General features: G+C 71.5%; 22 protein-coding genes and 1 tRNA gene. 9 read left to right on the forward strand and 14 right to left on the reverse strand.

Annotation, left to right across the window (positions count from 1 at the left end; all coding sequences use genetic code 11):
* Positions 1–8: 8 nt before the first annotated feature.
* The 5 genes from B0E54_RS17120 to B0E54_RS17140 all read right to left on the reverse strand — a co-directional run bounded on the left by B0E54_RS17120 (position 9) and on the right by B0E54_RS17140 (position 5597).
* On the reverse strand, positions 9–1166 hold the full coding sequence (locus B0E54_RS17120) for a branched-chain amino acid ABC transporter permease (RefSeq protein WP_234584538.1): 1158 nt from the start codon (positions 1164–1166) through the stop codon (positions 9–11).
* A complete protein-coding gene (locus tag B0E54_RS17125; protein WP_234584539.1) occupies positions 1163–2146 on the reverse strand; it encodes a branched-chain amino acid ABC transporter permease in 984 nt (327 codons plus the stop codon). The genes B0E54_RS17120 and B0E54_RS17125 overlap by 4 nt, the downstream gene beginning before the upstream one ends.
* A 66-nt stretch (positions 2147–2212) precedes the next feature.
* Positions 2213–3364, reverse strand: coding sequence for a branched-chain amino acid ABC transporter substrate-binding protein (locus tag B0E54_RS17130; protein ID WP_234584540.1), 1152 nt, complete (start codon positions 3362–3364; stop codon positions 2213–2215).
* A 366-nt stretch (positions 3365–3730) separates the two neighbouring features.
* On the reverse strand, positions 3731–4915 hold the full coding sequence (locus tag B0E54_RS17135; RefSeq protein WP_234584541.1) for a hypothetical protein: 1185 nt from the start codon (positions 4913–4915) through the stop codon (positions 3731–3733).
* Between the two features lie 58 nt (positions 4916–4973).
* Complete coding sequence (locus B0E54_RS17140) at positions 4974–5597, reverse strand: ANTAR domain-containing response regulator (RefSeq protein WP_234584542.1); 624 nt, start codon at positions 5595–5597, stop codon at positions 4974–4976.
* 83 nt (positions 5598–5680) lie between these two features.
* Between B0E54_RS17140 and B0E54_RS17145 the strand changes: the two genes are divergently transcribed.
* The 3 genes from B0E54_RS17145 (at position 5681) to B0E54_RS17155 (ending at position 7350) form a co-directional block, all read left to right on the forward strand.
* Positions 5681–5763: transfer RNA gene (locus B0E54_RS17145), tRNA-Leu, on the forward strand.
* Positions 5764–5809: 46 nt separating this feature from the next.
* Entirely contained in the window at positions 5810–6544 is a 735-nt protein-coding gene (locus tag B0E54_RS17150; protein WP_234584543.1) for a transcriptional regulator, read from the forward strand.
* 155 nt (positions 6545–6699) lie between these two features.
* Positions 6700–7350, forward strand: a complete 651-nt coding sequence (locus B0E54_RS17155; RefSeq protein WP_234584544.1) for an epimerase — start codon at positions 6700–6702, stop codon at positions 7348–7350.
* On the opposite strand, the gene B0E54_RS17160 is transcribed toward B0E54_RS17155, so the two are convergent.
* Positions 7351–8529: a PLP-dependent aspartate aminotransferase family protein gene (locus B0E54_RS17160; protein WP_234584545.1), complete on the reverse strand. Its 1179-nt coding sequence runs from the start codon at positions 8527–8529 to the stop codon at positions 7351–7353. It lies immediately after the preceding gene.
* Between the two features lie 83 nt (positions 8530–8612).
* On the opposite strand from B0E54_RS17160, the gene B0E54_RS17165 reads away from it, so the two are divergent.
* Both B0E54_RS17165 and B0E54_RS17170 read left to right on the forward strand, forming a co-directional pair.
* A complete protein-coding gene (locus B0E54_RS17165) occupies positions 8613–9092 on the forward strand; it encodes an Lrp/AsnC family transcriptional regulator (protein WP_234584546.1) in 480 nt (159 codons plus the stop codon).
* Positions 9093–9137: 45 nt separating this feature from the next.
* A complete protein-coding gene (locus B0E54_RS17170; RefSeq protein WP_308195370.1) occupies positions 9138–10148 on the forward strand; it encodes an LLM class flavin-dependent oxidoreductase in 1011 nt (336 codons plus the stop codon).
* A gap of 193 nt (positions 10149–10341) precedes the next feature.
* On the opposite strand, the gene B0E54_RS17175 is transcribed toward B0E54_RS17170, so the two are convergent.
* The gene (locus B0E54_RS17175) at positions 10342–12642 is read right to left on the reverse strand and encodes a cellulose binding domain-containing protein (protein ID WP_305076135.1); all 2301 of its coding nucleotides are present in this window, start codon (positions 12640–12642) and stop codon (positions 10342–10344) included.
* A 239-nt stretch (positions 12643–12881) separates the two neighbouring features.
* Between B0E54_RS17175 and B0E54_RS17185 the strand changes: the two genes are divergently transcribed.
* A complete protein-coding gene (locus B0E54_RS17185; RefSeq protein ID WP_234584548.1) occupies positions 12882–14321 on the forward strand; it encodes a pyridoxal-dependent decarboxylase in 1440 nt (479 codons plus the stop codon).
* Positions 14322–14629: 308 nt separating this feature from the next.
* Here B0E54_RS17185 and B0E54_RS17190 read toward each other — a convergent pair whose 3' ends face one another.
* The gene (locus tag B0E54_RS17190; protein ID WP_234584549.1) at positions 14630–15733 is read right to left on the reverse strand and encodes a sulfite exporter TauE/SafE family protein; all 1104 of its coding nucleotides are present in this window, start codon (positions 15731–15733) and stop codon (positions 14630–14632) included.
* 593 nt (positions 15734–16326) lie between these two features.
* Positions 16327–16791 carry an Rrf2 family transcriptional regulator gene (locus tag B0E54_RS17195; protein ID WP_053658213.1) on the reverse strand — a complete coding sequence of 155 codons (465 nt, stop codon included), beginning with the start codon at positions 16789–16791 and terminating at the stop codon, positions 16327–16329.
* 235 nt (positions 16792–17026) lie between these two features.
* On the opposite strand from B0E54_RS17195, the gene B0E54_RS17200 reads away from it, so the two are divergent.
* On the forward strand, positions 17027–17689 hold the full coding sequence (locus B0E54_RS17200) for a YceI family protein (protein WP_234584550.1): 663 nt from the start codon (positions 17027–17029) through the stop codon (positions 17687–17689).
* A gap of 59 nt (positions 17690–17748) precedes the next feature.
* On the opposite strand, the gene B0E54_RS17205 is transcribed toward B0E54_RS17200, so the two are convergent.
* The 5 genes from B0E54_RS17205 to B0E54_RS17225 form a co-directional block, all read right to left on the reverse strand.
* The gene (locus B0E54_RS17205) at positions 17749–18633 is read right to left on the reverse strand and encodes an acyl-CoA thioesterase II (RefSeq protein ID WP_234584551.1); all 885 of its coding nucleotides are present in this window, start codon (positions 18631–18633) and stop codon (positions 17749–17751) included.
* A complete protein-coding gene (gene pyk, locus B0E54_RS17210; RefSeq protein ID WP_234584552.1) occupies positions 18630–20078 on the reverse strand; it encodes a pyruvate kinase in 1449 nt (482 codons plus the stop codon). The genes B0E54_RS17205 and pyk overlap by 4 nt, the downstream gene beginning before the upstream one ends.
* A 200-nt stretch (positions 20079–20278) precedes the next feature.
* Entirely contained in the window at positions 20279–20620 is a 342-nt protein-coding gene (locus B0E54_RS17215) for a BBE domain-containing protein (protein WP_234584560.1), read from the reverse strand.
* On the reverse strand, positions 20536–21660 hold the full coding sequence (locus B0E54_RS17220) for an FAD-binding oxidoreductase (protein ID WP_234584553.1): 1125 nt from the start codon (positions 21658–21660) through the stop codon (positions 20536–20538). Before B0E54_RS17220 ends, B0E54_RS17215 begins: the two co-directional genes overlap by 85 nt.
* A gap of 131 nt (positions 21661–21791) precedes the next feature.
* On the reverse strand, positions 21792–22157 hold the full coding sequence (locus tag B0E54_RS17225; protein WP_234584554.1) for a YciI family protein: 366 nt from the start codon (positions 22155–22157) through the stop codon (positions 21792–21794).
* A gap of 298 nt (positions 22158–22455) precedes the next feature.
* Between B0E54_RS17225 and B0E54_RS17230 the strand changes: the two genes are divergently transcribed.
* Both B0E54_RS17230 and B0E54_RS17235 read left to right on the forward strand, forming a co-directional pair.
* Positions 22456–22770, forward strand: coding sequence for a hypothetical protein (locus tag B0E54_RS17230; RefSeq protein WP_234584555.1), 315 nt, complete (start codon positions 22456–22458; stop codon positions 22768–22770).
* The coding region (locus B0E54_RS17235) for a hypothetical protein (protein WP_234584556.1) at positions 22767–23030 on the forward strand (264 nt) is incomplete at its 3' end. The genes B0E54_RS17230 and B0E54_RS17235, both read left to right, overlap by 4 nt.

Consider the following 23030-nt stretch of genomic DNA (forward strand, 5'->3'; position numbering starts at 1 on the left):
TGGACTGGTCAGACACGAGCGGGCACCTCCTCTGCCTCCGCCGCGCGATCGGACAACTCGCGGGCACGCCGCCGGCTGGGCACCAGACCCTGCGGACGCAGGATCATCACCAGCACCATGGCCAGGCCGAAGGCCAGCCACCGGTAGTCGGCGACCTCCCGGAACCGCTCCGGCAGGTAGGCCAGCAGCACCGCGCCGAGCGAAACCCCGATCATGTTTCCCGAGCCGCCGACCACGACCATGGCGACGAAGAGGATCGAGAGGTTCGCGTTGAACTGGGTGGGGTCGATGAACGCGTTCCGACTGGCGAAGAGGAACCCGGAGAGCCCGCCCAGGGCGGCGCCGATGGCGAACGCCCAAAGCTTGAACTTGAACGGGTAGACACCCATCACCGCTGCGGCGTCCTCGTCCTCACGGACGGCCAGCCAGGCCCGGCCGACCCGGCTGTGCTCCAGCCGGCGCACCGCGAAGACCATCAGCAGCACCGCGGTGATCGCCAACCAGTACCACGGCTTCGCGTCGATCAGCCCGAAGACCTCGTTGTCCGCCGACGGCGCGCCCTCCGGACCGGGGATCGCCGAGATTCCCTGGTTGCCGTTGGTGATGCTGGTGGCGTTGCGGGCCACGATCCGGATGATCTCACCGAAGCCGAGGGTCACGATGGCCAGGTAGTCGCCGCGCAGCCGCAGCGTCGGCCAGCCCAGCAGCACCCCGAAGATCATCGTCAGCACGATCGCGAGGAGCAGGCAGATCGCCCAGGTCACCGCCCAGGTCGGCGGCAGGTCGAACTTCTGCTGGATCCACTTCACCACCGGCGAGTTGACCGAGCCGAAGAGCGCCACGCTGTACGCGCCGACGGCGAAGAAGCCGATGTAGCCGAGGTCGAGCAGGCCGGCGAGGCCGACCACCACGTTCAGGCCGATCGCGACCAGCACGTAGATGGCGCAGACGAAGAGCACACCGGCCCAGTTGTTGCCGCCGGCGATCGAGTCGGTCCGCAGCCAGGTGAGGCCGGGAACGCCGAGCAGCGGCAGGTAGTAGAGGAACGCCACGAAGGCCAGGAAGGCCGCGGCCTGCTGCCACTTCGGCAGCGCCCGGAACCGGTCCCCGACCGAGGTCAGCAGGCTGAGCCGGCGGCGGTCTGCGGTGCGGATCTTGTCGATCATGCGCGGGCCCTCCCCAGCGACTCGCCCAGCAGGCCGGTGGGCCGGAACATCAGCACCACGATCAGCACCACAAAGGCGATGACGTCCTCCCAGTTGGACGCGAAGAGGGTGGCGCCGTAGACCTCGACCAGGCCGAGGAAGAGACCACCCACCAGCGCGCCGCGCAGGTTGCCGATGCCGCCGAGCACCGCGGCGGTGAACGCCTTCAGGCCCAGCACGAAGCCGATGCTGTTCTGGGTGAAGCCGAAGCGCATGCTCCACAACAGCGCGGCGGCGCCGGCCATGATGCCACCGAGCACGAAGATCAGCATGATCACGCGCTCCTGGTTGACGCCCATCAGGGCGGCGGTCTCCGGGTTCTGCGCGACCGCGCGGACGCCCCGGCCGTACCGGGTGCGGTTGATGAACCAGTCCAGGATGGCCATCATCACCACGGCCGACGCGAACACGATCACCTGGATGTTGGTGATCCCCGTGTTGCCGATCTGGATAACGGTCTCCTGCTTGATGATCGTCGGCATGCCGACGATCTGCCGGGGCCGGCCGAACAGATCCGGCAGCGCGCCGCCGACCGTGTCGGGCAGGAGCAGGCCGAAGACCTCGACCAGTACCAGGGAGAGGCCGATCGCGGTGATCAGGAAGATCAACGGCGGAGCGTTCTTGCGGCGAAGTGGACGGTAGGCGATCCGCTCGATCGCCAGGGCCGTGCCGCCCGACGCGACCGCCGCGGCCACCAGGCCGAGCACCAGGAAGAGCACCGCCTGGCCGACCGGCGGGTTATTTTGCACGCCGAACGCGGTCCAAACGCCCAGCACCGCGAAGGTGCCGACCATGAAGACCTCGGAGTGCGCGAAGTTGATCAGGCGTAGGACGCCGTAGACGAGTGTGTAGCCAAGGGCGATCAGGGCGTAGATGGCGCCCTTGGAAAGGCCATCGACCGTGTGCTGGCCGAGATGACCGATCAGTTCATCGAAATGCACCGGGGGTCTCCTTGAATCGAGTGCGGCCGGGGTGAGACACCCCGGCCGCACTCCATCGCCATGGCGTCAGCTGAGCTTGAGCTCCTGCAGCGGCTCGATGGCCTCGCCCTTGATCTGGTAGGCCCAGATGACGACCTTCGACGGGTCGACGTCGCCCTTAGCGTCGAACTTGATGTACTTCGACACACCCTGCTTGTCGTACGACTTCACGTACGCCAGGATGTCCGGCCGGGTCTTCTTGCCGTCCTTGAAGGCGTCCAGGAAGACCTTGGCGCCGTCGAAGCCCTCAGCACCGTAGGAGCCCGGCGCGATGCCGTACTCCTTCTGGTAGTCAGCGGAGAAGGTGCCGCCGGCCTTGTCGGCCGGGAGGCACGGGCAGGTGATGATCGCGCCCTCGGCGCCGCCGGAGGCACCCTTCGGGAAGGCCGGGTCGTACAGACCGTCCGGGCCGACGAACTTGGCCTGGATACCGGCGGCGCGCATCTGCTTCACCAGCGGCGCGGCCTCACGGGTGTAACCGCCGTAGAAGACGAAGTCCGCCTGCGCCGACTTGATCTTGGAGATGGTGGCGTCGAACTGCGCCTGCTTCTCCTGGATCTTGTCCTTGCCGGCCAGCGAGGCGCCGAGGTTCTTGCCCAGCTCCGCGGTGATGCCCGCGCCGTACGCGCTGCCGTCGTCGATCATGAAGACCTTCGCGGCGTTCTGCGCCTTCAGGTAGGTCGCCACAGCGCCCGCCTGGGTGCCGTCGTTGCCGACGACGCGGTAGAAGGACGTGTTGCCCTTCTGGGTCAGGTCCGTCCGGGTCGCCGACGGGCTGATCATGGCCAGGCCGGCGGCCTGGTAGATCGGCATGGTGGCGTCCGACTCACCGGAGAAGTGACCACCGATGACACCGAGGAACGACTTGTCACCCGCGATCTGGTTCGCGAACGGGGTCGCCACAGCCGGGTCACCCTGGGTGTCGAACGGCTGCATCTCGACCTTGCAGTTCGGGTTCGCCTCGTTGAACTGCTTCACGGCGAGCTTCGCGCCGTTGAGCGACGGGATCACCAGACCCGCGTTGTCACCGGTGAACGCGCCGAAGATCGCGATCTTGCCACCGCAGTCACCGGACGCGGTCCCACCGTCGCCGCCACCGGAATCCTGGCAACCGGCCGCGACCACCAGGGTCGCGGCGAGCGCAACAGTGCCCAGCGCCCGTACATAGCTTCGCCTCACGGCTTCCTGACCTCCTCCAGATGCGGACGCGGCTGACCCGTAGTGACGGCGACAGCACGCAGACCGCAGATCCACCCACCCCGCAGGGACGCCCCCTGCGTAACGGCTCGTGATGGCGGAGCGTACCGACACCGCATACCGTCCCGGAAGGCCTGAACGCGGGGTCTGCGAAACCGTTACGAAGACGTGGGCAATCCTGTCGATGCCCGTAACAGGTGAATCCGTCGATCGGTCCTTAAACCCAGGGGCGGTCGGAGCGCCCGCACCCCCACCCGGGGCGGCGGATCCCACCGAGGGTCGGACTGACCTGCGCAAACAATCCGCCAACCGGGCCGCCGGGCCGCCGGGACCACCTCGCCGTACCCCTCAGTCGCCAAGCCCGCCCGCCCACCACAGCCCGGACCGCGAACCGTCGTCCACCGCCAGCCACCACCGGTCACCCACCGCGACCAGCGCGACATCCCGGTCGGCGCCCGCCGCCACATCGAGCGGCATCGCGGCCTCCCGCCACGACCCACCGCGATCCGTCGACACCCACACCGAGTAACGCCCGCCGTCCGTCACCGCGGCGAACAGCCGATCACCGGAGCCCACCAGCGACGCCACCTGGGGCACCCCCGCCGCGGACCGCCGCCCGAACGCACCCGCCGCCACCCAGCCGTCCGCCTCCTGACGCCACGCGCCGAACGTCGCCCCCCGCAGCCCGACCGCCACCGGCGTCCCGCCGGCCAGCACGACGCGCTGCAACTCCTCGTACTCCGGGCCACCCGGCAACACCGTGCGCTGCCACGACCGCCCGTCCGGCGACGACCACACCGCCGGGTCCCGGTCGATCCGGCCGGCCGGCAGCAGACCGCCCACGGCCAGCCAACCCGACGACGTCGCCGCGGCGTCGAACGCCCAGGTCACCCCCGTGCTGTCACTCGCCAGCCCCGGTGCGCCCTCCACCAGCGCGAACTCCGCCGCCTCCGGCGCCGACACCCACGAGGCCGCGCCCGCCGAACGGTTGCCCACGATCAACCAGCCCGCCGGGCCCGCCGCCAGGCGGGACACGTTCACCGCCTTCGGCCCGCCGTACGTCTCGAACGATGCCTGGACCTCGACCAGCGCGCCGTCGGCCACCTGCCGCCACGTGCTCACCCGTGGATAGCCGTGCGCCCCGCCGACCTTCGCGCCGATCACCGCCACCCGGCCGTCGCGGCAGGCCACCGACGACAGCACGTTCTGTTTGCCATAGAACGAATCCGCCCGCACCGGCAGGACCGTCCACGCCGTACCGTCCACGCTGGTCCAGACCGCCGGGCGCGTGCCGCCAGCGGCATCCGCGACACCGCCCACCAGGAACCAGCGGCCCGCACACGCCGCCACGTCGCGCACCAACAGGCGGCCCGCGCCACCCGGCGGCGCCGGCAGCGTCAACGCCTGCCACGACGGCCGCAGCGCGGGCGCGGCGGCAGCGGACGGTGCACCGGTCGGCGCGGCCGGCCCGTCACAGCCGGCGAGCAGCAGCGCGAAGAGGCCGAACACCGCAATCACCCGTCGGACGGACACCCGTCGATGCTAACCACCGCCCGGCGCGCGCGGTGACCCGCGAGCAGGGCGGACGCGCTCAGACGGTCGGCTGCTGCGCCACCTCGCCGCCGGCGGTCTCCGCGAGGATCCGCTCGGCGACCTCCTTCATGGTCATCCGGTGGTCCATCGCCGTGCGCTGGATCCACTTGAACGCCTGCGGCTCGGTCATCCCGTACGTCGTCATCAGCGCGCCCTTGGCGCGCTCGACGGTCTTGCGGATCTCCAGGCGGTCGGTCAGGCTCGCGACCTCCGCCTCCAGGGCCGCGACCTCCGAGTAGCGCGACAGCGCGATCTCCACCGCCGGGACCAGGTCACTCTTCTGGAAGGGCTTCACCAGGTACGCCATCGCGCCCGCCGCCCGCGCCCGCTCCACCAGGTCCCGCTGGCTGAACGCGGTCAGGATGATCACCGGGGCGATCCGGGCGCCGGCGATCCGTTCGGCGGCGGCCAGCCCATCCATGATCGGCATCTTGATGTCGAGGATGACGAGGTCGGGCTTCAGCTCTTCGGCGAGTCGCACGGCGGTCTCGCCGTCGCCGGCCTCCCCCACCACCTCGTAGCCCTCTTCGACAAGCATCTCGGCGAGGTCCAGCCGGATCAGCGCCTCGTCCTCGGCGATCAGCACGCGCCTACGCTCGGCATCCGTCGGCATCTCAGCCACCAGCCCTACCCCCACCATCGATCACTGCACGGTCACCACCCATGCTCCCGCATGAGAGTAGTCGGGTACAGTGAGCGTCACCCGCCGGGATGGTGGAACGGCATACACGGAAGTCTCAAACACTTCTGCCCGAAAGGGCTTGCGGGTTCGAATCCCGCTCCCGGCACTTTGTCATACACGTGTTCGACGATGCGGGTGTGCACCCACCGCAGATGCGGGCCCGCGCCCGCGCCCTCCGCGCTCGTGGACAGAACATCCACTCGGTAGCTCGCTCGCTCGCCCTGCCCTACTCCACGGTCTGGCACTGGTGCGTCGATCGCCCCGAGCGGGCGGGGGTCGGCACCGAGCTCCGATGCTTTCGTTGCCGGCCGGATGTCGACAATCCGACCGACCCCGCCGCCTACGCCTACCTGCTCGGCCTCTACCTGGGCGACGGCCACCTGGTGACGACGGCGCGTGTTCCGGTGTTGCGCATCTACTGTTCCAATGACTGGCCGGGGCTGATCGAGGCGTGCGATGTGGCCATGCGAGCCGTGTTGGCCTCGAAGGTGCAACGGGTCCAGAAGCAGGGTTGCGTGGGCGTACAGAGTTACGGCCTCCACTGGCCCTGCCTGCTCCCGCAGCACGGGCCTGGCAGGAAGCACGATCGACCGATCGTCCTCGCCGACTGGCAAAGGCCGATCATCGAACAGCACCCCGGCTACTTCCTGAGAGGGCTGTTCCACTCCGACGGCTGCCGCATCGCCAACCGGGTGACCGTGCGGGGCAAGGAGTACGTCTACCCGCGCTACATGTTCGTCAACGAGTCGACCGACATCATGGGGCTCTGCCAGTGGAGCCTGGACCTGCTCGGTATCTCCTGGCGGATGAACCGCCGCAACTCCCTGTCGGTGGCGCGACGCGACGCGGTAGCCGCGCTAGACCGACACGTCGGCCCTAAGTCCTGAACCGCCGATGGGCCATCCAGACCTCTAGTGATCATGAAGTTGTCGCGCCGACGCGCCGACATCGAGGGCAACAGCTTCATCATCGACCGGCGGAGGCGGCGGTCATGACGTGCGTGGGAGCCTGGGCGGGTGTCGACGACGGAGGGCGGGTTCTGATGCGGGTGGTGGTTTTCGGTGCTACCGGGATGGTGGGCCAGGGTGTGCTGCGGGAGTGCCTGCTCGCCGAGGACGTGCGCGAGGTGCTCACCGTCGGCCGCAGGCCGACCGGCCGGCAGGATCCGAAGCTGCGGGAGCTGACCGTTCCCGACGTGGGCGACCTAAAGACGGTCCGCGCGGAGCTGACCGGCGTTGACGCCTGCTTCTACTGCCTGGGCGTCTCGTCGCTGGGTCTGGACGAGGCGGCGTACACCCGGGTCAGCTACGACTTTCCGATGGCTGCGGCGCGGCTGTTCGCCGAGGTGAGCCCGCAGGTCACGTTCATCTACGTCTCCGGCGTCGGCACCGACTCGACCGGGCAGGGTCGGGTGATGTGGGCGCGGGTCAAGGGTCGCACCGAGAACGCGATCGTCGACCTGCTGCCCAACGGGTACGCGGCGCGGCCGGGCTTCATCCAGCCGACGTACGGGGCGGTGTCGAAGACGCGGTGGTACCGGGTGCTCTACGCGGCGACCAGTCCGCTGGTCCCGGCGCTGCGCCGGTTGTTCCCCAACCAGGTCACCACGACGGACGGGATCGGTCGGGCGATGCTGCGGGTGGCTCGGGAGGGCTCACCGACCCGGGTGCTGGGCAATCGCGAACTGCGCTGATCAGGCGATCGTGTCGAGGGCCTGGGCGAGGTCGGCGCGCAGGTCGTCGGGGTCTTCGAGGCCGACGGAGAGACGCAGCAGCGCGCCGTCGGGCTTCGCGTCGCCCTCGACGGGCCGGTGGGTGAGCGAGGCGGGGTGCTGGATGAGGGTGTCCACGCCGCCGAGGGACACGGCGTGGGTGATCAGTCGGCAGGCGGCGGCGACGGTGGCGGCGGCGGGCGCTCCGCCGCGTACCTCGAAGGCGAGCAGGCTGCCGGGGCCGGCCATCTGGCGGCCGACCAGCGCCGCCGGGTCGTACACCGAGGGGTGGTGCACCCGGTGTACGGCCTGGTGGTCGGCGAGCCAGCCGGCGAGTTTCTCGGCGGTGGCCTGTTGGGCGCGGACCCGCAGCGGCAGGGTCTGCAGGCCGCGGTGCAGGAGGTAGCCACCGAGGGGGTGCAGGATCGCGCCGGTGACGGCGCGGACCTGGCGCAGCCGGACGGCCCAGTCGGCGTCGCAGGCGACGACGCCGGCGAGGACGTCGCCGTGCCCGCCGATGCTCTTGGTGGCGCTGTGCAGGACGAGGGCGGCGCCGTGCCGGGCGGGTTGTTGGAGCACGGGGGTGGCGACGGTGTTGTCGACGAGCAGGGGTACGTCGCCGGCGGCGGTGGCGAGCGCGGCGATGTCGACGAGGTCGAGGGTGGGATTGGCGGGCGTCTCGATGACGACAAGCGCGGTGTCGGGGCGGATGGCGGCGGCGACCTGGTCGGGGTGGGCCCAGGTGACGGTGGTGCCGAGCAGGCCGGTGGCGAGGACGTGGTCGGTGCCGCCGTAGAGGGGCCGGACGGCGACGATGTGGCGCTGGCCGTCGCGGGTGGCGGCGAGCAGGGTGGCGGTGAGGGCGGCCATGCCGCTGGCGAAGGCGACGGCCTGGGCGGTGCCCTCCAGTTCGGCGAGGGCGGTTTCGAAGCGGGCGACGGTGGGGTTCCAGAGCCGCTGGTAGACGGCGCTGCCGTCGGCGGGGAGGGTGCCGCCGGTGGCGAGTTGTTCGTAGGCGTTGCCGCCGTCGTCGACCGAGGGCAGTGGGTTGGTGGTGGAGAGGTCGATCGGAGGCACGTGCACGCCGAGCGTGCGCAGGTCGTCGCGGCCGGCGTGTACGGCCCGGGTGTCCACCGTCGTCATGGCGGTAGCGTCGAACATCCGGAGTCGATTGGGCAATGGTTTGGTGAATGATTCTGCGAGGAGAGCTGGCTTCGTCGGGAGATTCGGTGGAGGATGCTCGGATGCCCCCTGAGCCGAACGAAGTGCGGCCGTATCCGGCCCTGGACGAGGTGGACCGCGCGATCCTCGCCGAGCTGGCGGCGGACGGCCGCCTGCCGAACAACGCGCTCGCCGAACGGGTGGGGGTGGCGCCGTCGACGTGCCTGACGCGCACCCGGGCGTTGCGCGAGCGCGGGGCGATCCGGGGCTTTCACGCTGAGGTGGATCCGGCCGCGCTGGGTCTGCCGTTGCAGGCGTTGGTGTCGGTGCGGTTGACCGCGCACGAGCGGGCCGCGGTGGACGCGTTCCGGGCCCGGTCGGTGCGTCTGCCCGGGGTGGTGTCGGTGTTCCACGTGGCCGGCGCGGAGGATTACGTGCTGCACGTGCGGGCGGCGTCGGGCGACGCGCTGCGGGACTTCGTGCTGGACCATCTCGCGGTCGACCCGGCGGTGCAGCACACGCAGACCAGCCTGATCTTCGAGCAGGCCCGCGGGATGGGGTGAGCGACGGTCGGAATGAACGGGCAGGCCAGGGAGTTGGCACTGCGTGTGATCACCGTACCGTTGTCTGTTCTTGATCTTGCCCCGGTCGCTCGTGGGACCACCGCCGGCGCGGCCCTGCAGGCCACCACCGAGCTGGCCCGGCGCACCGAGGAGCTGGGCTACCACCGGTTCTGGGTGGCCGAGCACCACAACATGCCGGCGATCGCCAGCTCCGCGCCGGCGGTCCTGCTGGCGCACCTGGCGGCGAACACGTCGACGATCCGCCTCGGTTCGGGCGGGGTGATGCTGCCCAACCACGCGCCGCTGGTGGTGGCCGAGCAGTTCGGCACCCTGGAGGCGCTGCACCCCGGTCGGATCGACCTGGGTATCGGCCGGGCCCCGGGCACCGACCAGGTGACCGCGCTGGCGTTGCGGCGCACCATGGAGGGCCTGTCCGCGGAGGGTTTCCCGCGTGAGCTGACGGACCTGATGAACTACTTCAGCGGAGAGAAGCCGGGGCAGATCATCGCCACCCCGGGTCGGGGTGAGCAGCCGGCCGTCTGGCTGCTCGGCTCCAGCGGCTTCAGCGCCCAACTCGCCGGCCTGCTGGGCCTGCCGTTCTCCTTCGCGCACCACTTCAGCTCGGCGAACACCCTGCCGGCGCTGGCGCTGTACCGGCAGAACTTCCGGCCGTCGCAGTGGCTGGACAAGCCGTACGCGATGGTGGCCGTCAACGCGGTCTGCGCCGAGACCGACGAGCGGGCCGAGTGGCTGGCCGGGCCGAGCGCGCTGTCGTTCCTGAAGCTGCGCTCCGGTCGACCGGAACCGCTGTCGACGCCCGACGAGGCGGCGGCCTACCCGTACACCGAGTTCGAGCGGGAGTTCGTGCTGCAGCGGCGCGACGGTCAGGCGCTGGGCTCGCCGGAGACGGTGCGCCGGCAGTTGACCGAGTTGCAGGAGCGCACCGACGCGGACGAGCTGATGCTCACCACCCTGGTCTACGACGTGGCGGACCGGGTGCGGTCGTACGAATTGATCGCCGAGCAGGTGGCGGGGGGTCTGCGCCGGGACGCGTGAAACACGATCTTCACGTCAGCGTCACCCCCGCGACCCGGACGGTGCCTAATGTTGGTGCCGGTGGTGGTACGGCATTCCCGGTCGGGACGGGTCGGGAATGCCGCGGTGTGGAGCACCGGGCTGCAGCTGTGCGGATTCCGCGGCTGCGGCCCGGTGCCTGCCACCTTAGGCGAACCCGATCAGGACCGCCAGATCAACGTAGGTAGATGTTCGGGGTCGGCGGGCTGGCCATCTGATCGCCGATGAAAAACCCCGGGTGTGGCGGCTGGTTGTAGGCGGTGTTCTGCCACGCGATCGCCACCCGGTACTGCGGGTCGTGCATCAGGGTGTGGATCCGGGTGCTGGTCGGCGTGGGCGTGCTGTAGATGCGCAGCGCCCGGCTGTCGGTGGTCCGCCAGATCACCTCCTCGCGCCAGTCGCCGAGGATGTCCCCCGAGAGCGCCGGCGTGGACTTGGTGCCGTTGTTGGACGCCACCTGGTCGCCGGTGAGCAGCCGGGTCTCGCCGCTGGTGCCGTACTTGTCGATCTTCGTACCGTCCAGCAGCTCCCGGACCGGGTCGCCGTCCCACCAGGCGAGGAAGTTGGCCGACGACGGCTTGCGGCCCACGTTCTGACCCCGGGTGTTGGAGAGCCCGGAGACTGCCGAGGACCACGACTCGGCGCCGGGGCTGCCCGCCCAGATGTCCGCCGAGACGCCCCGGCCGTTGTCCCCCGAGGCCGGCGTGGACCACAGGATCTGACCGGTACGGGCGTCCGCGAACCAGGAGCTGGGCTTGCTCCCGTCCTCGTCGACCTTGAACACCTCCAGGCCGGCGCGGCCCGGATCGAGGTCCCCGACGTGCAGGGCGTCGCCGTGCCCGTTGCCGGTCGAGTAGAGCAGCCGACCGTTGTCGTCGATCGTGGCGGCGCCGTAGACGATCTCCTGACGGCCGTCGGCGTCGACGTCGGCCACCGAGAGCTGGTGGTTGCCCTGGCCGGCGGCGGCGCCGTTGCCGGACGAGTTCGAGTCGAACGTCCAGCGCTTGGTCAGCGTGCCGTTGCGGAAGTCCCACGCCGCGATGACCGCCCGGGTGTAGTAGCCCCGGGCCATGATCAGCGAGGGACGCTGCCCGTCCAGGTAGGCGGTGCCGGCGAGGAACCGGTCCACCCGGTTGCCGTACGAGTCGCCCCAGGACGACACGGTGCCGCGCGGCGGGTCGTAGTTGACCGTGGATGCGATCGCGCCGGTCTGGCCGTTGAACATGGTCAGGTACTCCGGGCCGGAGAGCACGTAACCGCTGGAGTTGCGATAGTCCGCAGACGACGAGCCGATGAGCTGACCGGTGCCGGAGCGGGTGCCGTCGGCGGTCTTCATGGCCACCTCGGCGCGACCGTCACCGTCGTAGTCGTACACCTGGAACTGGGTGTAGTGGGCTCCGGCGCGGATGTTGCGGCCCAGGTCGATCCGCCACAACCGGGTGCCGGTCAGGGTGTACGCGTCGACGTAGACGTTGCCGGTGTAGCCGGACTGCGAGTTGTCCTTGGCGTTCGACGGATCCCACTTGAGCACGATCTCGTAGGTGCCGTCACCGTTGAGGTCACCGACGGAGGCGTCGTTGGCGCTGTAGGTGTAGCTCTCCCCGCTGGGAGTGGTGCCCCCGGCCGGCACCTGCAACGGCACGTCCAGGTAGCCGTTGGCGAACTGCAGGGCGGGCGCGGACGCCGCCTGCTCGGCGCCGCCCGCCACGGCCCGCACGGTGTACGCCGACCCGGCCGCCGCGCCGCTGTCGAGGTAGTTGGTGGCGCCGGTGATCGGGTTGGCGTTGACCCTGGTCGAGCCCCGGTAGAGGTTGAAGGCCACGCCGGAGGTCTCGGTGCCGAGCAGCCGCCAGGACACCAGGTTGCCGCTACCGGAGCGGACGCTGATCAACCCTCGGTCCAGGTTCTCCATCTGCTTCGCCCCGGCCGGAGGCGTCGTGGGTGGCGGCGTCGTCGGGGGCGGCGTCGTCGGAGGTGGCATCGTCGGAGGTGGCGTCGTGGGCGGTGGCGTCGTGGGCGGTGGCGTCGTGGGTGGCGGGGTGGTCGGGCCGTCGGTGGCCGGCGCCCCGGTGCAGGTGACGCCGTTGAGCGCGAAGCTGGTCGGCGCCGGGTTGCTGCTCGTCCACGAGGCGTTGAACCCGAACGAGGCGGTGCCGTTGGTGGCGAGGGCACCGTTGTAGTCGACGTTGCGCGCGGTCACCTGTGCGCCGGACTGGGTGACGGTGGCGCTCCACGCCTGGGTGACCTGCTGCCCGGCGGCGTACGACCAGGTGAGGGCCCAGCCGTTGACCTCCTCGCCGAGGTTGGTGATGGTGACGCTGGCGCCGAAACCGCCCTGCCACTGGTTGCTGACCTGGTAGTCGACGCGACAGCCGACGGCGGCGGCCGAGGCGACGACAGTGCCGACGGTGCCGGCCACGACGGCGGCGGCCGTCGACGCGGCCAGCAGGATGAACCGTTGTCGTAACGGGTGCATGAACTGCCTCCGGAGGATCCGGTGATGACCGCTGTGGTCCACCTGCCCTGCCCGGGAAGCACGGTGAACGGCCCGCCGACGTGACGGCGAACGGCGATCTGGTCGGGGTGAAACGCCCTGGAACTCGCGGATCCGGCTCAGCCGCATCGTAGGGCAAGCGCTTTCCGCTCCGCAATATCGACGACCGTCACGCCATGCGGCTCTTGACCCTCCCCCGCTGGCCTGATCAACTCGTCCGGGTGAGCGCCCCACACATGGACCCGGACGAGTTCCGCCGCGCCGGCCACGCCGTCGTCGACTGGATCGCCGACTACTGGACGACGCTGCACCAGCGGCCGGTCGCCCCGGCCGACCCACCCGGAACGGTCGCCGAGGCCCTGCCGAGCGCGCCGCCCACCACCGGCGGCGAGCCGGTCGAGGCGGTCCTCGCCGATCTGGACGCGATAGTCCTACCGGGCCTGACCCACTGGCAGCACCCTGGTTTCTTCGGCTACTTCCCCGCGAACACGTCCGGTCCGAGCCTGCTCGGCGACCTGGTCAGTTCCGGGCTCGGCGTGCAGGGCATGCTCTGGGCCAGCAGCCCGGCCTGCACCGAGCTGGAGACGGTCATGATGGACTGGCTGGCCCAGCTGCTCGACCTGCCGCAGCGCTTCCGGTCGAGCGGCGCCGGCGGCGGCGTCATCCAGGACTCGGCCTCCTCGGCGACCCTGGTGGCCACCCTCGCCGCCCTGCACCGCGCCAGCGCGGGTCGCTGGCGCGTCGCCGGCATCGACCGGCGCTACCGCGCGTACACCTCAGTGCACGGGCACTCCTCGATCGAGAAGGCCGTACGGATCGCCGGGTTGGGCGGCGACGGGATCCGGCCGATCGACGTGGACCCGGACACCCAGGCGCTGCGCCCCGCCGCGCTGCGGGCCGCGATCGAGGCGGACCTGGCCGCCGGGGACGTACCCGCCATCGTCGTCGCCACCATCGGCACCACCTCCACCACCGCCGTCGATCCGCTGCCCGAGATCGGGGCGATCTGCGCCGAGTACGGGATCTGGCTGCACGTCGACGCGGCGTACGCGGGCGCCGCCGCCGTCTGCCCCGAGCTGCGCTGGTCACACGCCGGCCTGGAGTACGCGGACTCCTACTGTTTCGACCCGCACAAGTGGCTGCTCACCGGCTTCGACTGCGACGCGTTCTGGGTGGCCGACCGCGCCGAGCTGATCGAAGCGCTGACCGTGCTCCCGGAGTTCCTGCGCAACGCCGCCTCCGAGTCCGGGGCGGTGATCGACTACCGGGACTGGCAGGTGCCCCTCGGCCGCCGCTTCCGGGCCCTGAAGCTGTGGTTCGTGCTGCGCTGGTACGGCGCCGAGGGGCTACGGGCGCACATCCGCTCCGGCGTGGCGCTGGCCGCCCGGTTCGCCGACCGGGTCCGCGCCGACGACCGGTTCGAGCTGGCCGCGGCGCACCCGTTCTCGCTGGTCTGCTTCCGGCTACGCGCCGACGACGACACCAACGCCGAGCTGCTGGCCCAGGTCAACGGCACCGGACGCGTCCACCTGACCCACACCCGCGTGGCCGGCCGGTACACGCTGCGACTGGCCGTCGGCGCACCGCAGACCGTTGAGGCGCACGTCGACGAGGCGTGGACGCTCCTCGCCGAGGCGGCGGACAAGCTGCTGACACCCTGACCGCGCGAGCGCCGGCCGACCGCGCGCGTCCCGGCTGACCGCGCGCGTCCCGGCTGACCGCGCGCGTCCCGGCTGACCGCGCGCGTCCCGGCTGACCGCGCGAGCGTCCCTGCCGGTCCGGCAGGCCGCTGACTGCGCGGGCGCCGTTGGTCAACTCCAGGTCGCCGATGTGGCGGCATAACGGCGCGGGGACACCGCCAGATCGGCGATCCGCAGTCGATCTCCCGCCATGACGCCGGCAGGAATCCGCAACCTGGCCGGCCTGGCGGCGCGGGTCAGGGCGGGGCGGCTCCGATCCGGCAGCCGGATCAGCGCGGGGCCGGCGTTCCGACGACGGTGAGACCGGCCGGCGTGCCGTCGCCGACAGCACCGGCTACTGCGACGCCCGAAACGACAGCACCCGGCCGAAACGGGGCCGACTGAGAAACCGCCGACGCTCCGGCGGCGGTGGTAGTGGCGGTTGCGGCGGTCGCGGTCGCGGTCGCGACGGTGGTAGTGACGGTCGCGGGGGTGGCGGCGGTCGCGGCGGTCGCGGTCGCGACGGTGGCGCGGGCTCGGCGGGTGCGGTGCAGGGCCCGCACGGCGAAGACGAGCGCGGTCAGCCAACCGACGGCCAGCAGGGCGTACAGGGTGGGGCGGAGCGGGCCGTCCAGCCCGGCGGACCGGATCAGGGTGCGGGCGTTGCTCAGCACGATCACGCCACCGACCGCCGCGCCCAGCAGTTGGGCGGGCACGATGCGCACCAGCCAGGCAGCCAGCGGGGCGGCGATCAACCCGCCGATCAGCAGGGCCACGACGGTGGGGAGCAGAAACCCCTCCGTGCCCAGCCCGATCAGGAACCCGACGCTCGCGGCGCCGGCCACGACGAACTCGGCGGTGTCGACCGAGCCGATCACCTTGCGGGGCTCCATGCGACCGGAGACCAGCAGCGCCGGGGTGGCGACCGGGCCCCACCCGCCGCCGCCTGTCGCGTCGACGAAGCCGGCGACCAGGCCCAGGGGGCCGAGGAAGCGGCCGCGCAGCCGCCCGCCGGCCCGGCCGGTTCGCAGCGGTCGGGCGAAGCGCACCAGCAGGTACGCGCCGAGGGCGAAGAGGATGGCGGCCATCCACGGCGCCGCCGACTCGGTGGAGATCGAGCTGAGCAGGGTGGCTCCGGCGAACGCGCCGATCGCGCCGGGCAGGGCGATGCGGGTCACCACCCGCCAGTCGACGTTGCCGAACCGCCAGTGCGCGACCCCGGCCGCGAGCGTGGTGCCGATCTCGGCCAGGTGCACCGACGCCGAGGCGGCGGCGGGGGCGACCCCGACGACCAGCAGCAACGTGGACGAGGTCAACCCGTACGCCATACCGAGCGAACCATCGATCAACTGCGCGACGAGCCCGACCAGAGCGAGGACCAGTAGCTTGCGCACGAGCGCCCCCTGACTTTTCGGTATCTCCTATCGACTTGGTCGACAATGCGCCACGGGACAGCACGGGTCAAGCCCCCGACCGGGGGATGGGACGCCACCGCGCGGCACAGCCCGGCCGGACCAGCGGGCGACGTACCCCGGCACTGCCACGCATCCCCGCAGACCAACCGCCCGGACGCACCCCCGCGCACGGCGCCGCGACCGCGCACGCACCACCACGGCGAGATCTTGGACAGTTTCCGTTCGACGCGAACGGAAACTGTCCAAGATCTCGCGAAGCCGCGCCGCCATAGAGCGTGAAGCGCGGGCTCAGAACCGCGCGGGCTCAGACCGGACGCGGGCTCAGACCGGACGCGGGCTCAGACCCGCGCAGGCCCAGACCGGACGCGGGCTCAGACCCGCGCAGGCCCAGACCGGACGCGGGCTCAGACCCGCGCAGGCTCAGACCGGGCGCAGGCTCAGACCCGCGCAGGCTCAGACCGGACGCAGGCTCAGACCGGACGCAGGCTCAGACCGGACGCAGGCTCAGACCGGACGCAGGCGCAGACCGGACGCAGGCGCAGACCGGACGCAGGCGCAGACCGGGCGCGGGCTCAGATCCAGGCGCGGGGGTCGGCGACCAGCTCGGTGACCCGGGGCGGCAACGTGCCGGCGGCCACGTCGGCGACGCTTACCAGTTCGAGGATCTCCCGCTCACTGGCGCGCAGCGCGATCCAGACCTCCTGCAGGGCACGGGCCGGACCGTGGTAGCCGAGCTGTTCGGGGCGCTGCCCCCGGACGTGCGCGAGCGGCCCGTCGATCACCCGGATCACCTCCGCGAGGGAGATCTCCTCGGCCGGGCGGGCCAACCAGTAGCCGCCCTCCGGGCCGCGCTGGGCGTGCACGATGCCACCCCGACGCAGTTGCAGCAGGATGCTCTCAAGGAACTTCGGCGGGATCTCCTGCGCACGCGCGATCTGGTCGGCGGTGACCGGCCGCCCCCGCCCGGGGCCACTGGCCGTCGCGGCGAGCTCGGCGGCCGCGCGGAGGGCGTAGTCGACCCGGGCGGAGAGACGCATGCCGGCAAGGTTAGCCCGCAGGTCATCCTGCCGGTTCGGCGACCCTCGGCCGATCGGTCACGCATCGACGAATAGCCAATAACGTCGTACGCCGTGATCCATCACCCGGTGGGGCCCGGAATGCCGATTCGGAGCGTCCTTATGCTGGGCGGGCGGTATGACTGCGGGACCGGTTACCCCGGCTCGGGCAGGACATTGATAAACACCCGGATCCACCCGGGGGGAAGGCAACACGATGACCGATGTCGCCACACGCACCTGGGATGGCATGACCATCCCGATCGCCGGCACCTATCGCCTCGATCAGGCGCACAAGCGGATCGGTTTCCTGTCCCGCCACATGATGGTGAGCCCGGTTCGGGGCGAGTTCGCCGAGGCGAGCGCGGAGATCTTCGTGGCGGAGGATCCGCTGCGCTCCGGGGTGACCGCCACCATCGCGGCGGCCAGCATCTCCACCGGAAGCGTCGACCGGGACACGCATCTCAAAAGCGCCGACTTCCTCGATGTGGAGAGTTATCCCACGCTCGAATATCGAAGCACGGGCATTAACTGGCAGAGCAACGAGGACCCGATTTTCTACTGGGCCCGCCTGCGAAACCACCGACTTGGCGGACGAGGCAGAAGTCACAATCCCCCGCCGCAGTCCGAGGCCAATCGATTCGTGCTCACCGGCGAGTTGACGGTAAAGGGGATCACCCGCGCGGTAGACCTTCAGGTGAATTTCGGCGGTGCCCGGCGTGATCCGTACGGACAGAACATCTTCGGATTCAGCGCGACCGCCGAAATCAACCGGGAGGACTACGGCCTGCTCTGGAATGTCGCGCTGGAGAGCGGCGGCGTTCTGGTCGGCAAGACCGTGCAGATCGAAATCGCCGGCGAGGCCATCCTCGAGGCGTAACAGCAACGCCGGATCAGGCGTGACAGCAACGCCGGATCACGCGGGACAGCAACGGCGGATCAGGCTCCGACGCGGCGCAGCAGACCCTCCTGCACGGCGCTGGCGATCTGTCGGCCGTCGGTGGTGAACATCCGGCCGGTGGCCAGCCCTCGGGCGCCGGACGCCGACGGGCTCCAGCAGTCGTAGAGGAACCACTCGTCGGCGCGGAACGGCCGGTGGAACCACAGCGCGTGGTCCAGGCTCGCGCCGACCACACCGCCCGGCCCCCACACCTCACCGTGCACGGAGAGCACCGAGTCGAGCAGGGTGAGGTCCGAGGCGTACGTGAGCGCGCACGCGTGCAGCAGCGGGTCGTCGGGCAGCTTGCCGTCGATGCGCATCCAGACCCGCTGGTGCGGGTCGGCGGGCCGGTCGCCGGGGCGGACCCAGCCGGGCTCCCCCACGTAACGCACGTCGATCGGGCGGGGGATCTGCCCCCAGATGCCCAGACGCTCGGGATAGCGGGAGAGCCGGTCGGACATCGTCGGCACGTCCTGCGGGGCGGGCACGTCCAGCGGCGCGGGTGCCTGGTGGTCCAGCCCCTCCTCGGTCCGCTGGAACGACGCCGACATGAAGAAGATCGGCTTGTCGTGCTGGAGGGCGACCGCCCGGCGCACCGAGAAGGACCTGCCGTCGCGGATGTTCTCCACCTGGTACTCGATCGGCTCGACCGGGTCACCGGGGCGGACGAAGTAGCCGTGCAGCGAGTGCACGAACCGCTCCGGGTCCACCGTGCGGCCGGCGGCGACCAGTGCCTGACCGGCAACCTGGCCGCCGTACACCCGTTGTGGACCGACCGGGGGGCTCATCCCCCGGAAGGTCATCTCCCCGGTCGGGTCGAGGTCCAGCACTTCCAGCAGCTGGTCGACCGCTGCCTGGCCGACCGCGACCCGACCGTCGCTCACTGCAGCGCCCGCGCCGACGCGGCGTCGACCAGCGAGCCGAGCTGGTGGACGCGCAGCGTGTTGGTCGAGCCGGGGGTGCCGGGCGGGCTGCCCGCCACGATCACCACGTAGTCACCGGGGTTGGCCCGGTCGAGGCCGAGCAGCGCCTGGTCGACCTGGCGGAACATGTCGTCGGTGTGCTGCACGAACGGCATGAGGAAGGTCTCCACGCCCCAGGTCAGGGCGAGCTGGTCACGCACCTCGGGGACCGGGGTGAACGCGAGCAGCGGCAGGTCGCAGTGCAGGCGGGAGAGCCGGCGGACGGTGTCGCCGGTCTGCGAGAAGGCGACGAGCGCCTTGGCGTTGATGGCCCGGGCGATCGACGAGGCGGCCACGGTGAGCGCGCCGCCGTGGGTACGCGGGTCGTGCTGCAGGCGCGGCACGCCGATCGAACCGGCCTCGGTGGTCGTCACGATCTTGGCCATGGTGCTGACGGTCAGCACCGGGTACTTGCCGACGCTGGTCTCGCCGGAGAGCATCACCGCGTCCGCGCCGTCGAGCACCGCGTTGGCCACGTCGGAGGCCTCCGCCCGGGTGGGGCGGGAATTCTCGATCATGGAGTCGAGCATCTGGGTGGCCACGATGACCGGCTTGGCGTTCTCCCGGCACAACTGCACGGCCCGCTTCTGCACCAGCGGGACCTCGTCCAGCGGCATCTCCACGCCGAGGTCGCCCCTGGCGACCATGACACCGTCGAAGGCCAGCACGATGGCCTCCAGGTGGTCCACGGCCTCCGGCTTCTCGACCTTGGCCAGCACCGGCCGGAACACGCCCTCCTCGGCCATGATGTTGTGGACGAGCTTGATGTCCTCGGCCGAGCGCACGAAGGACAGCGCGACCAGGTCGACGCCGAGCCCCAGGGAGAAGCGCAGGTCCTCGGCGTCCTTGTCCGACATGGCGGGCACGCTGACCGCCACGTTGGGCAGCGACACGCCCTTGTTGTTGGAGACGGGGCCGCCCTCGGTGACCAGGCAGCGGATGTCGTTGCCGGTGACGTCGGTGACCTCCACGGCGACCCGACCGTCGTCGATCAGCAGGCGGTCACCGGGCTTCACCTCCTGCGGCAGCTTGCGGTAGGTGCAGGAGACCCGCTCCTTGGTGCCGAGGATGTCGTCACCGGTGATCACTACGGAGTCGCCGGTGCGCCACTCGTGCGGGCCGTCGGCGAACCGGCCGAGCCGGATCTTGGGCCCCTGCAGGTCGGCGAGGACGGCCACCGGCTTGCCGGACGCCTCGGACGCCTCCCGGACCAGTCGGTAGACCGCCTCGTGGTCGGCGTGGCTGCCGTGGCTGAAGTTGAGCCTCGCCACGTTCATACCGGCCTCGACGAGGCCCCGGATGCGCTCCGGGGACGAGGTGGCGGGACCAAGAGTGCAGACGATCTTCGCGCGGCGTGTCACGCCCATCAGGCTAGTCTCTCCTTCAGGTCGGACTCGGGGCCGACCCCTTGCAGGCAGCGGAACAGGTGTCCAACAACGCGCGGGTGCGCGTCGGACCGGCGGGCGGAGCCGCACCGGGAACGTTGTGGCGACGGGCAACGGCGACCGCGCGCCGGGAATCGTACGCCTGTCGTGGCGGGCGGTGTCGGGGCGCTCCCGGCGAGAGCTCACTCCGGGTGCTCCGACGGGGGCAGCGTGGGCACGGCGGTGAGCAGGTCACGAGGGTCGTAGTGCCGCTTGGCCCGGCGCAGACGCGCCCAGTTCGCGCCGTACGCGAGCCGGACCCGTTCGGTCTCGGTCGGGGCGAGCAGGTTCGGGTAGCCCCCGGGCAGGGCGAGCGGGGCGAGCGCCTCCGACGTCCGCTCGGCCCACGCGAGGTGCGGTGCGACCTCCCCGCCGGGGGCCCACGCCGCGATGATCTCGGTCAGCAGGTGCTCGGCGCGCAGGCCGAACGCCGTGTCGCCGAGCCGGACCCGGGTGGCCGCGCCGTGGAAGTGGTGCAGGGCCAGCGCGGAGAACGGCGAGGTGACCTGCCGGGCGGCGTCGACCAGCGCGTCCACCGCGCCGTCGGCGAGCGTTGGCAGCCAGCGGGTACGCAGCAGGTAGTGGTTACCGTCGACCATTCCGCCGTCGAACATGCGCAACGCGTCCGCGTACGGCAGCGGGTCGACCTGGTCGACCAGCGGGGTGCCCAGCGCCCGCAGCCGGTCCAGCCACGGGCGGCCGGCGTCCAGGTCCGGGCCGCTGTAGAACGGGCACACGAGACCACCGGTTCGCCGGCCGGGCCGGGCAGGAAGCCGGCCATGACTGTCAACTCGTCCGGGGCGTCGGCGAGCAGCGCCGCGTAGCCGCGCAGCACGGCCGGCGCCTCGGCCAGCGCGAACATGATCATGCCAGCGAGCACGGCCGGCAGCCGGTGCGCCCGGTACCGCAGCTCGGTGACCACGCCGACGTTGCCACCGCCGCCGCGCAGCGCCCAGTACAGCTCCGCGTCGTGGCGCGGGTCGGCGGTGACCCGACGACCGTCGGCGAGGACGACCTCCGCGCCGAGCAGGTTGTCCAGGGCAAGGCCGAACCGCCCGCAGAGCGGGCCGTACCCGCCGGCCAGGGTCAGGCCGGCCATGCCCACGTCGCGGACCACACCCGTGGGCACCACCAGGTCGTACGGGGCGGCGGCGGCGAGCAGGTCGGCGGCGCTGGCACCGCCGGCCACCGTCACCGTGCAGCTGTCCGGATCGACCCGGACGGCGTGCAGGCCGGTCAGGTCGAGCACCAGGCCCCCGTCGCGCAGTGCCCGGCCCGCCCAGTCGTGCCCGCCCGAGCGGACCGACACCGGCAGGTGGCACCGGGCGGCGACGCGGACCGCCGCAGCCACCTCGTCGGCGTCCAGGCAGTGGGCGACCAGGGCGGGCTGACTGTCGACGGCGGCGTTCCACAGGCGGGTGGCGGTGTCGAACCCGGGTTCGCCCGGCTCGTGGAGGCGGTCACCGAGCAGGGCACGCAGCCGGGCGGCGGCGGATGCGACATCGGGGGTGGCGGCGGAGCTCATGGCGTCTCCTCGACCGGGCCCGGCCGATGACGCCGGGTGCGCCGCGACCGCGGGCCTCGGTGCGCGCGACCGTAGCACCGGCGCAGGCCACACCGCCGTCACCATCACGACACCCGTCGCTGGACCGACCGTCAGCTCTCGGCCTTGACCAGCGGAAACTCCAACGAGCCGGCCGGGCAGAGGAAGGTCAGCACATCCACCCGGTAGAGGCCTGCCTGCACCGCCGGGTCGGCCTCCAGCACGCTGCGTACGTCTTCCACACTGCCCGTGCGGGCCAGCCCGAAGCCGATCGGCGGCTCCGGCTCGCGCGCCGGGCCGTCCACCGAGCCGGCGACGAGGATGATCCCGCTGCGCTGCAACGCCTGCATGTGCTCGGTGTGCTCGGCCTGCAACCGCTGCACGGTCTCCGGGGGCAGGGCCCGTCCGGCCGCGCCGGGATAGATCACGATGCACTCGTACGTGTCGAGCGCGAAGTCGACCTGCGGCACTCCCGCCATGGTGCTCCCTCCGCCGTCGCGCCGGCACGCACCGGGCCGGCCGCCCGAGCCGGCGTCACCGGCACGCGCCCAGCGTCGCACGCCGACGACTGCGGTACCTGTCGCTCCGCGCAACTGCCCCCGGTCAGTCCACGCCTCGACGGCGGCACGGCCACGGTCGGTGGGGGTGGGAACGGCAGGCATTCCGCCGCCTCGCCAGCCGGGATCCCGATCCGGCAGTGCCCCGGCGAGGTCGGTCGGCCCGGGTGCCGCCACCGACTACGGTGGACGGTCCGGGTGTCGGTGGTGGGAGGTCGGGATGCGCGACGACGAGCCGGTGTCGAGCCCGCTGCCGTACGCCGAGGTGACCGACGAGGCGTACGCCGCGCAGGCCGCGGCGGACTTCCGGACGCAGGAATTCGAGTTCGCGGTGGTGCTCAGTGGGCGGTGCCCCCGGTGCGGCCACCCGAGCACCACGACGCTCGTCGACGAGGTGTACCGCAAGGACGCCGCCGCCTCCGATCCCGGTTACCGGACGCTGCTGTGCGAGTGCGAGGCCGAGCACCCGGGGCGTCCCGCCGGGCTGCGTGGCTGTGGGGCGTACTGGACGCTGTGGCTGGAGGTCGAGGCGTGATCCGGCTTCGTCCGGGGCCGCCCGCGACCGTCGCCGACCTGCACCGGGCCCAGCAGCTGGCCGGCCTGCTGCGCGGCGAGCTGGAGCGCGTCCGCGCGGCGGCGGTGGCCTGGCGCAACGGGCTGGGCGGCCTGCTGGTGGCGCTGGTCGGGTTCAGCCTGATCCGGGGCCGCACCGACGTGACCACGCTCGCGGCGGGCTGGGGCGCGCTGGTCGGGATCCTGCTGCTCGCCGCGCTGGCCGCGGGCGTTGCCGGAGCG

The organism is Micromonospora sp. MH99, from assembly GCF_021442385.1.
In the GTDB taxonomy this organism is placed as follows: Bacteria; Actinomycetota; Actinomycetes; order Mycobacteriales; family Micromonosporaceae; genus Micromonospora.

Excerpts from the sequence above, each read along its gene's own strand:
- B0E54_RS17120 (WP_234584538.1), bottom strand. The coding sequence starts at position 1,166 with ATGATCGACAAGATCCGCACCGCAGACCGCCGCCGGCTCAGCCTGCTG.
- B0E54_RS17150 (WP_234584543.1), top strand. The coding sequence starts at position 5,810 with ATGCGGGCCCGCGCCCGCGCCCTCCGCGCTCGTGGACAGAACATCCAC.
- B0E54_RS17155 (WP_234584544.1), top strand. The coding sequence starts at position 6,700 with ATGCGGGTGGTGGTTTTCGGTGCTACCGGGATGGTGGGCCAGGGTGTG.
- B0E54_RS17160 (WP_234584545.1), bottom strand. The coding sequence starts at position 8,529 with ATGTTCGACGCTACCGCCATGACGACGGTGGACACCCGGGCCGTACAC.
- B0E54_RS17165 (WP_234584546.1), top strand. The coding sequence starts at position 8,613 with ATGCCCCCTGAGCCGAACGAAGTGCGGCCGTATCCGGCCCTGGACGAG.
- B0E54_RS17175 (WP_305076135.1), bottom strand. The coding sequence starts at position 12,642 with ATGCACCCGTTACGACAACGGTTCATCCTGCTGGCCGCGTCGACGGCC.
- B0E54_RS17195 (WP_053658213.1), bottom strand. The coding sequence starts at position 16,791 with ATGCGTCTCTCCGCCCGGGTCGACTACGCCCTCCGCGCGGCCGCCGAG.
- B0E54_RS17200 (WP_234584550.1), top strand. The coding sequence starts at position 17,027 with ATGACCGATGTCGCCACACGCACCTGGGATGGCATGACCATCCCGATC.
- pyk (WP_234584552.1), bottom strand. The coding sequence starts at position 20,078 with ATGGGCGTGACACGCCGCGCGAAGATCGTCTGCACTCTTGGTCCCGCC.
- B0E54_RS17220 (WP_234584553.1), bottom strand. The coding sequence starts at position 21,660 with ATGAGCTCCGCCGCCACCCCCGATGTCGCATCCGCCGCCGCCCGGCTG.
- B0E54_RS17225 (WP_234584554.1), bottom strand. The coding sequence starts at position 22,157 with ATGGCGGGAGTGCCGCAGGTCGACTTCGCGCTCGACACGTACGAGTGC.
- B0E54_RS17230 (WP_234584555.1), top strand. The coding sequence starts at position 22,456 with ATGCGCGACGACGAGCCGGTGTCGAGCCCGCTGCCGTACGCCGAGGTG.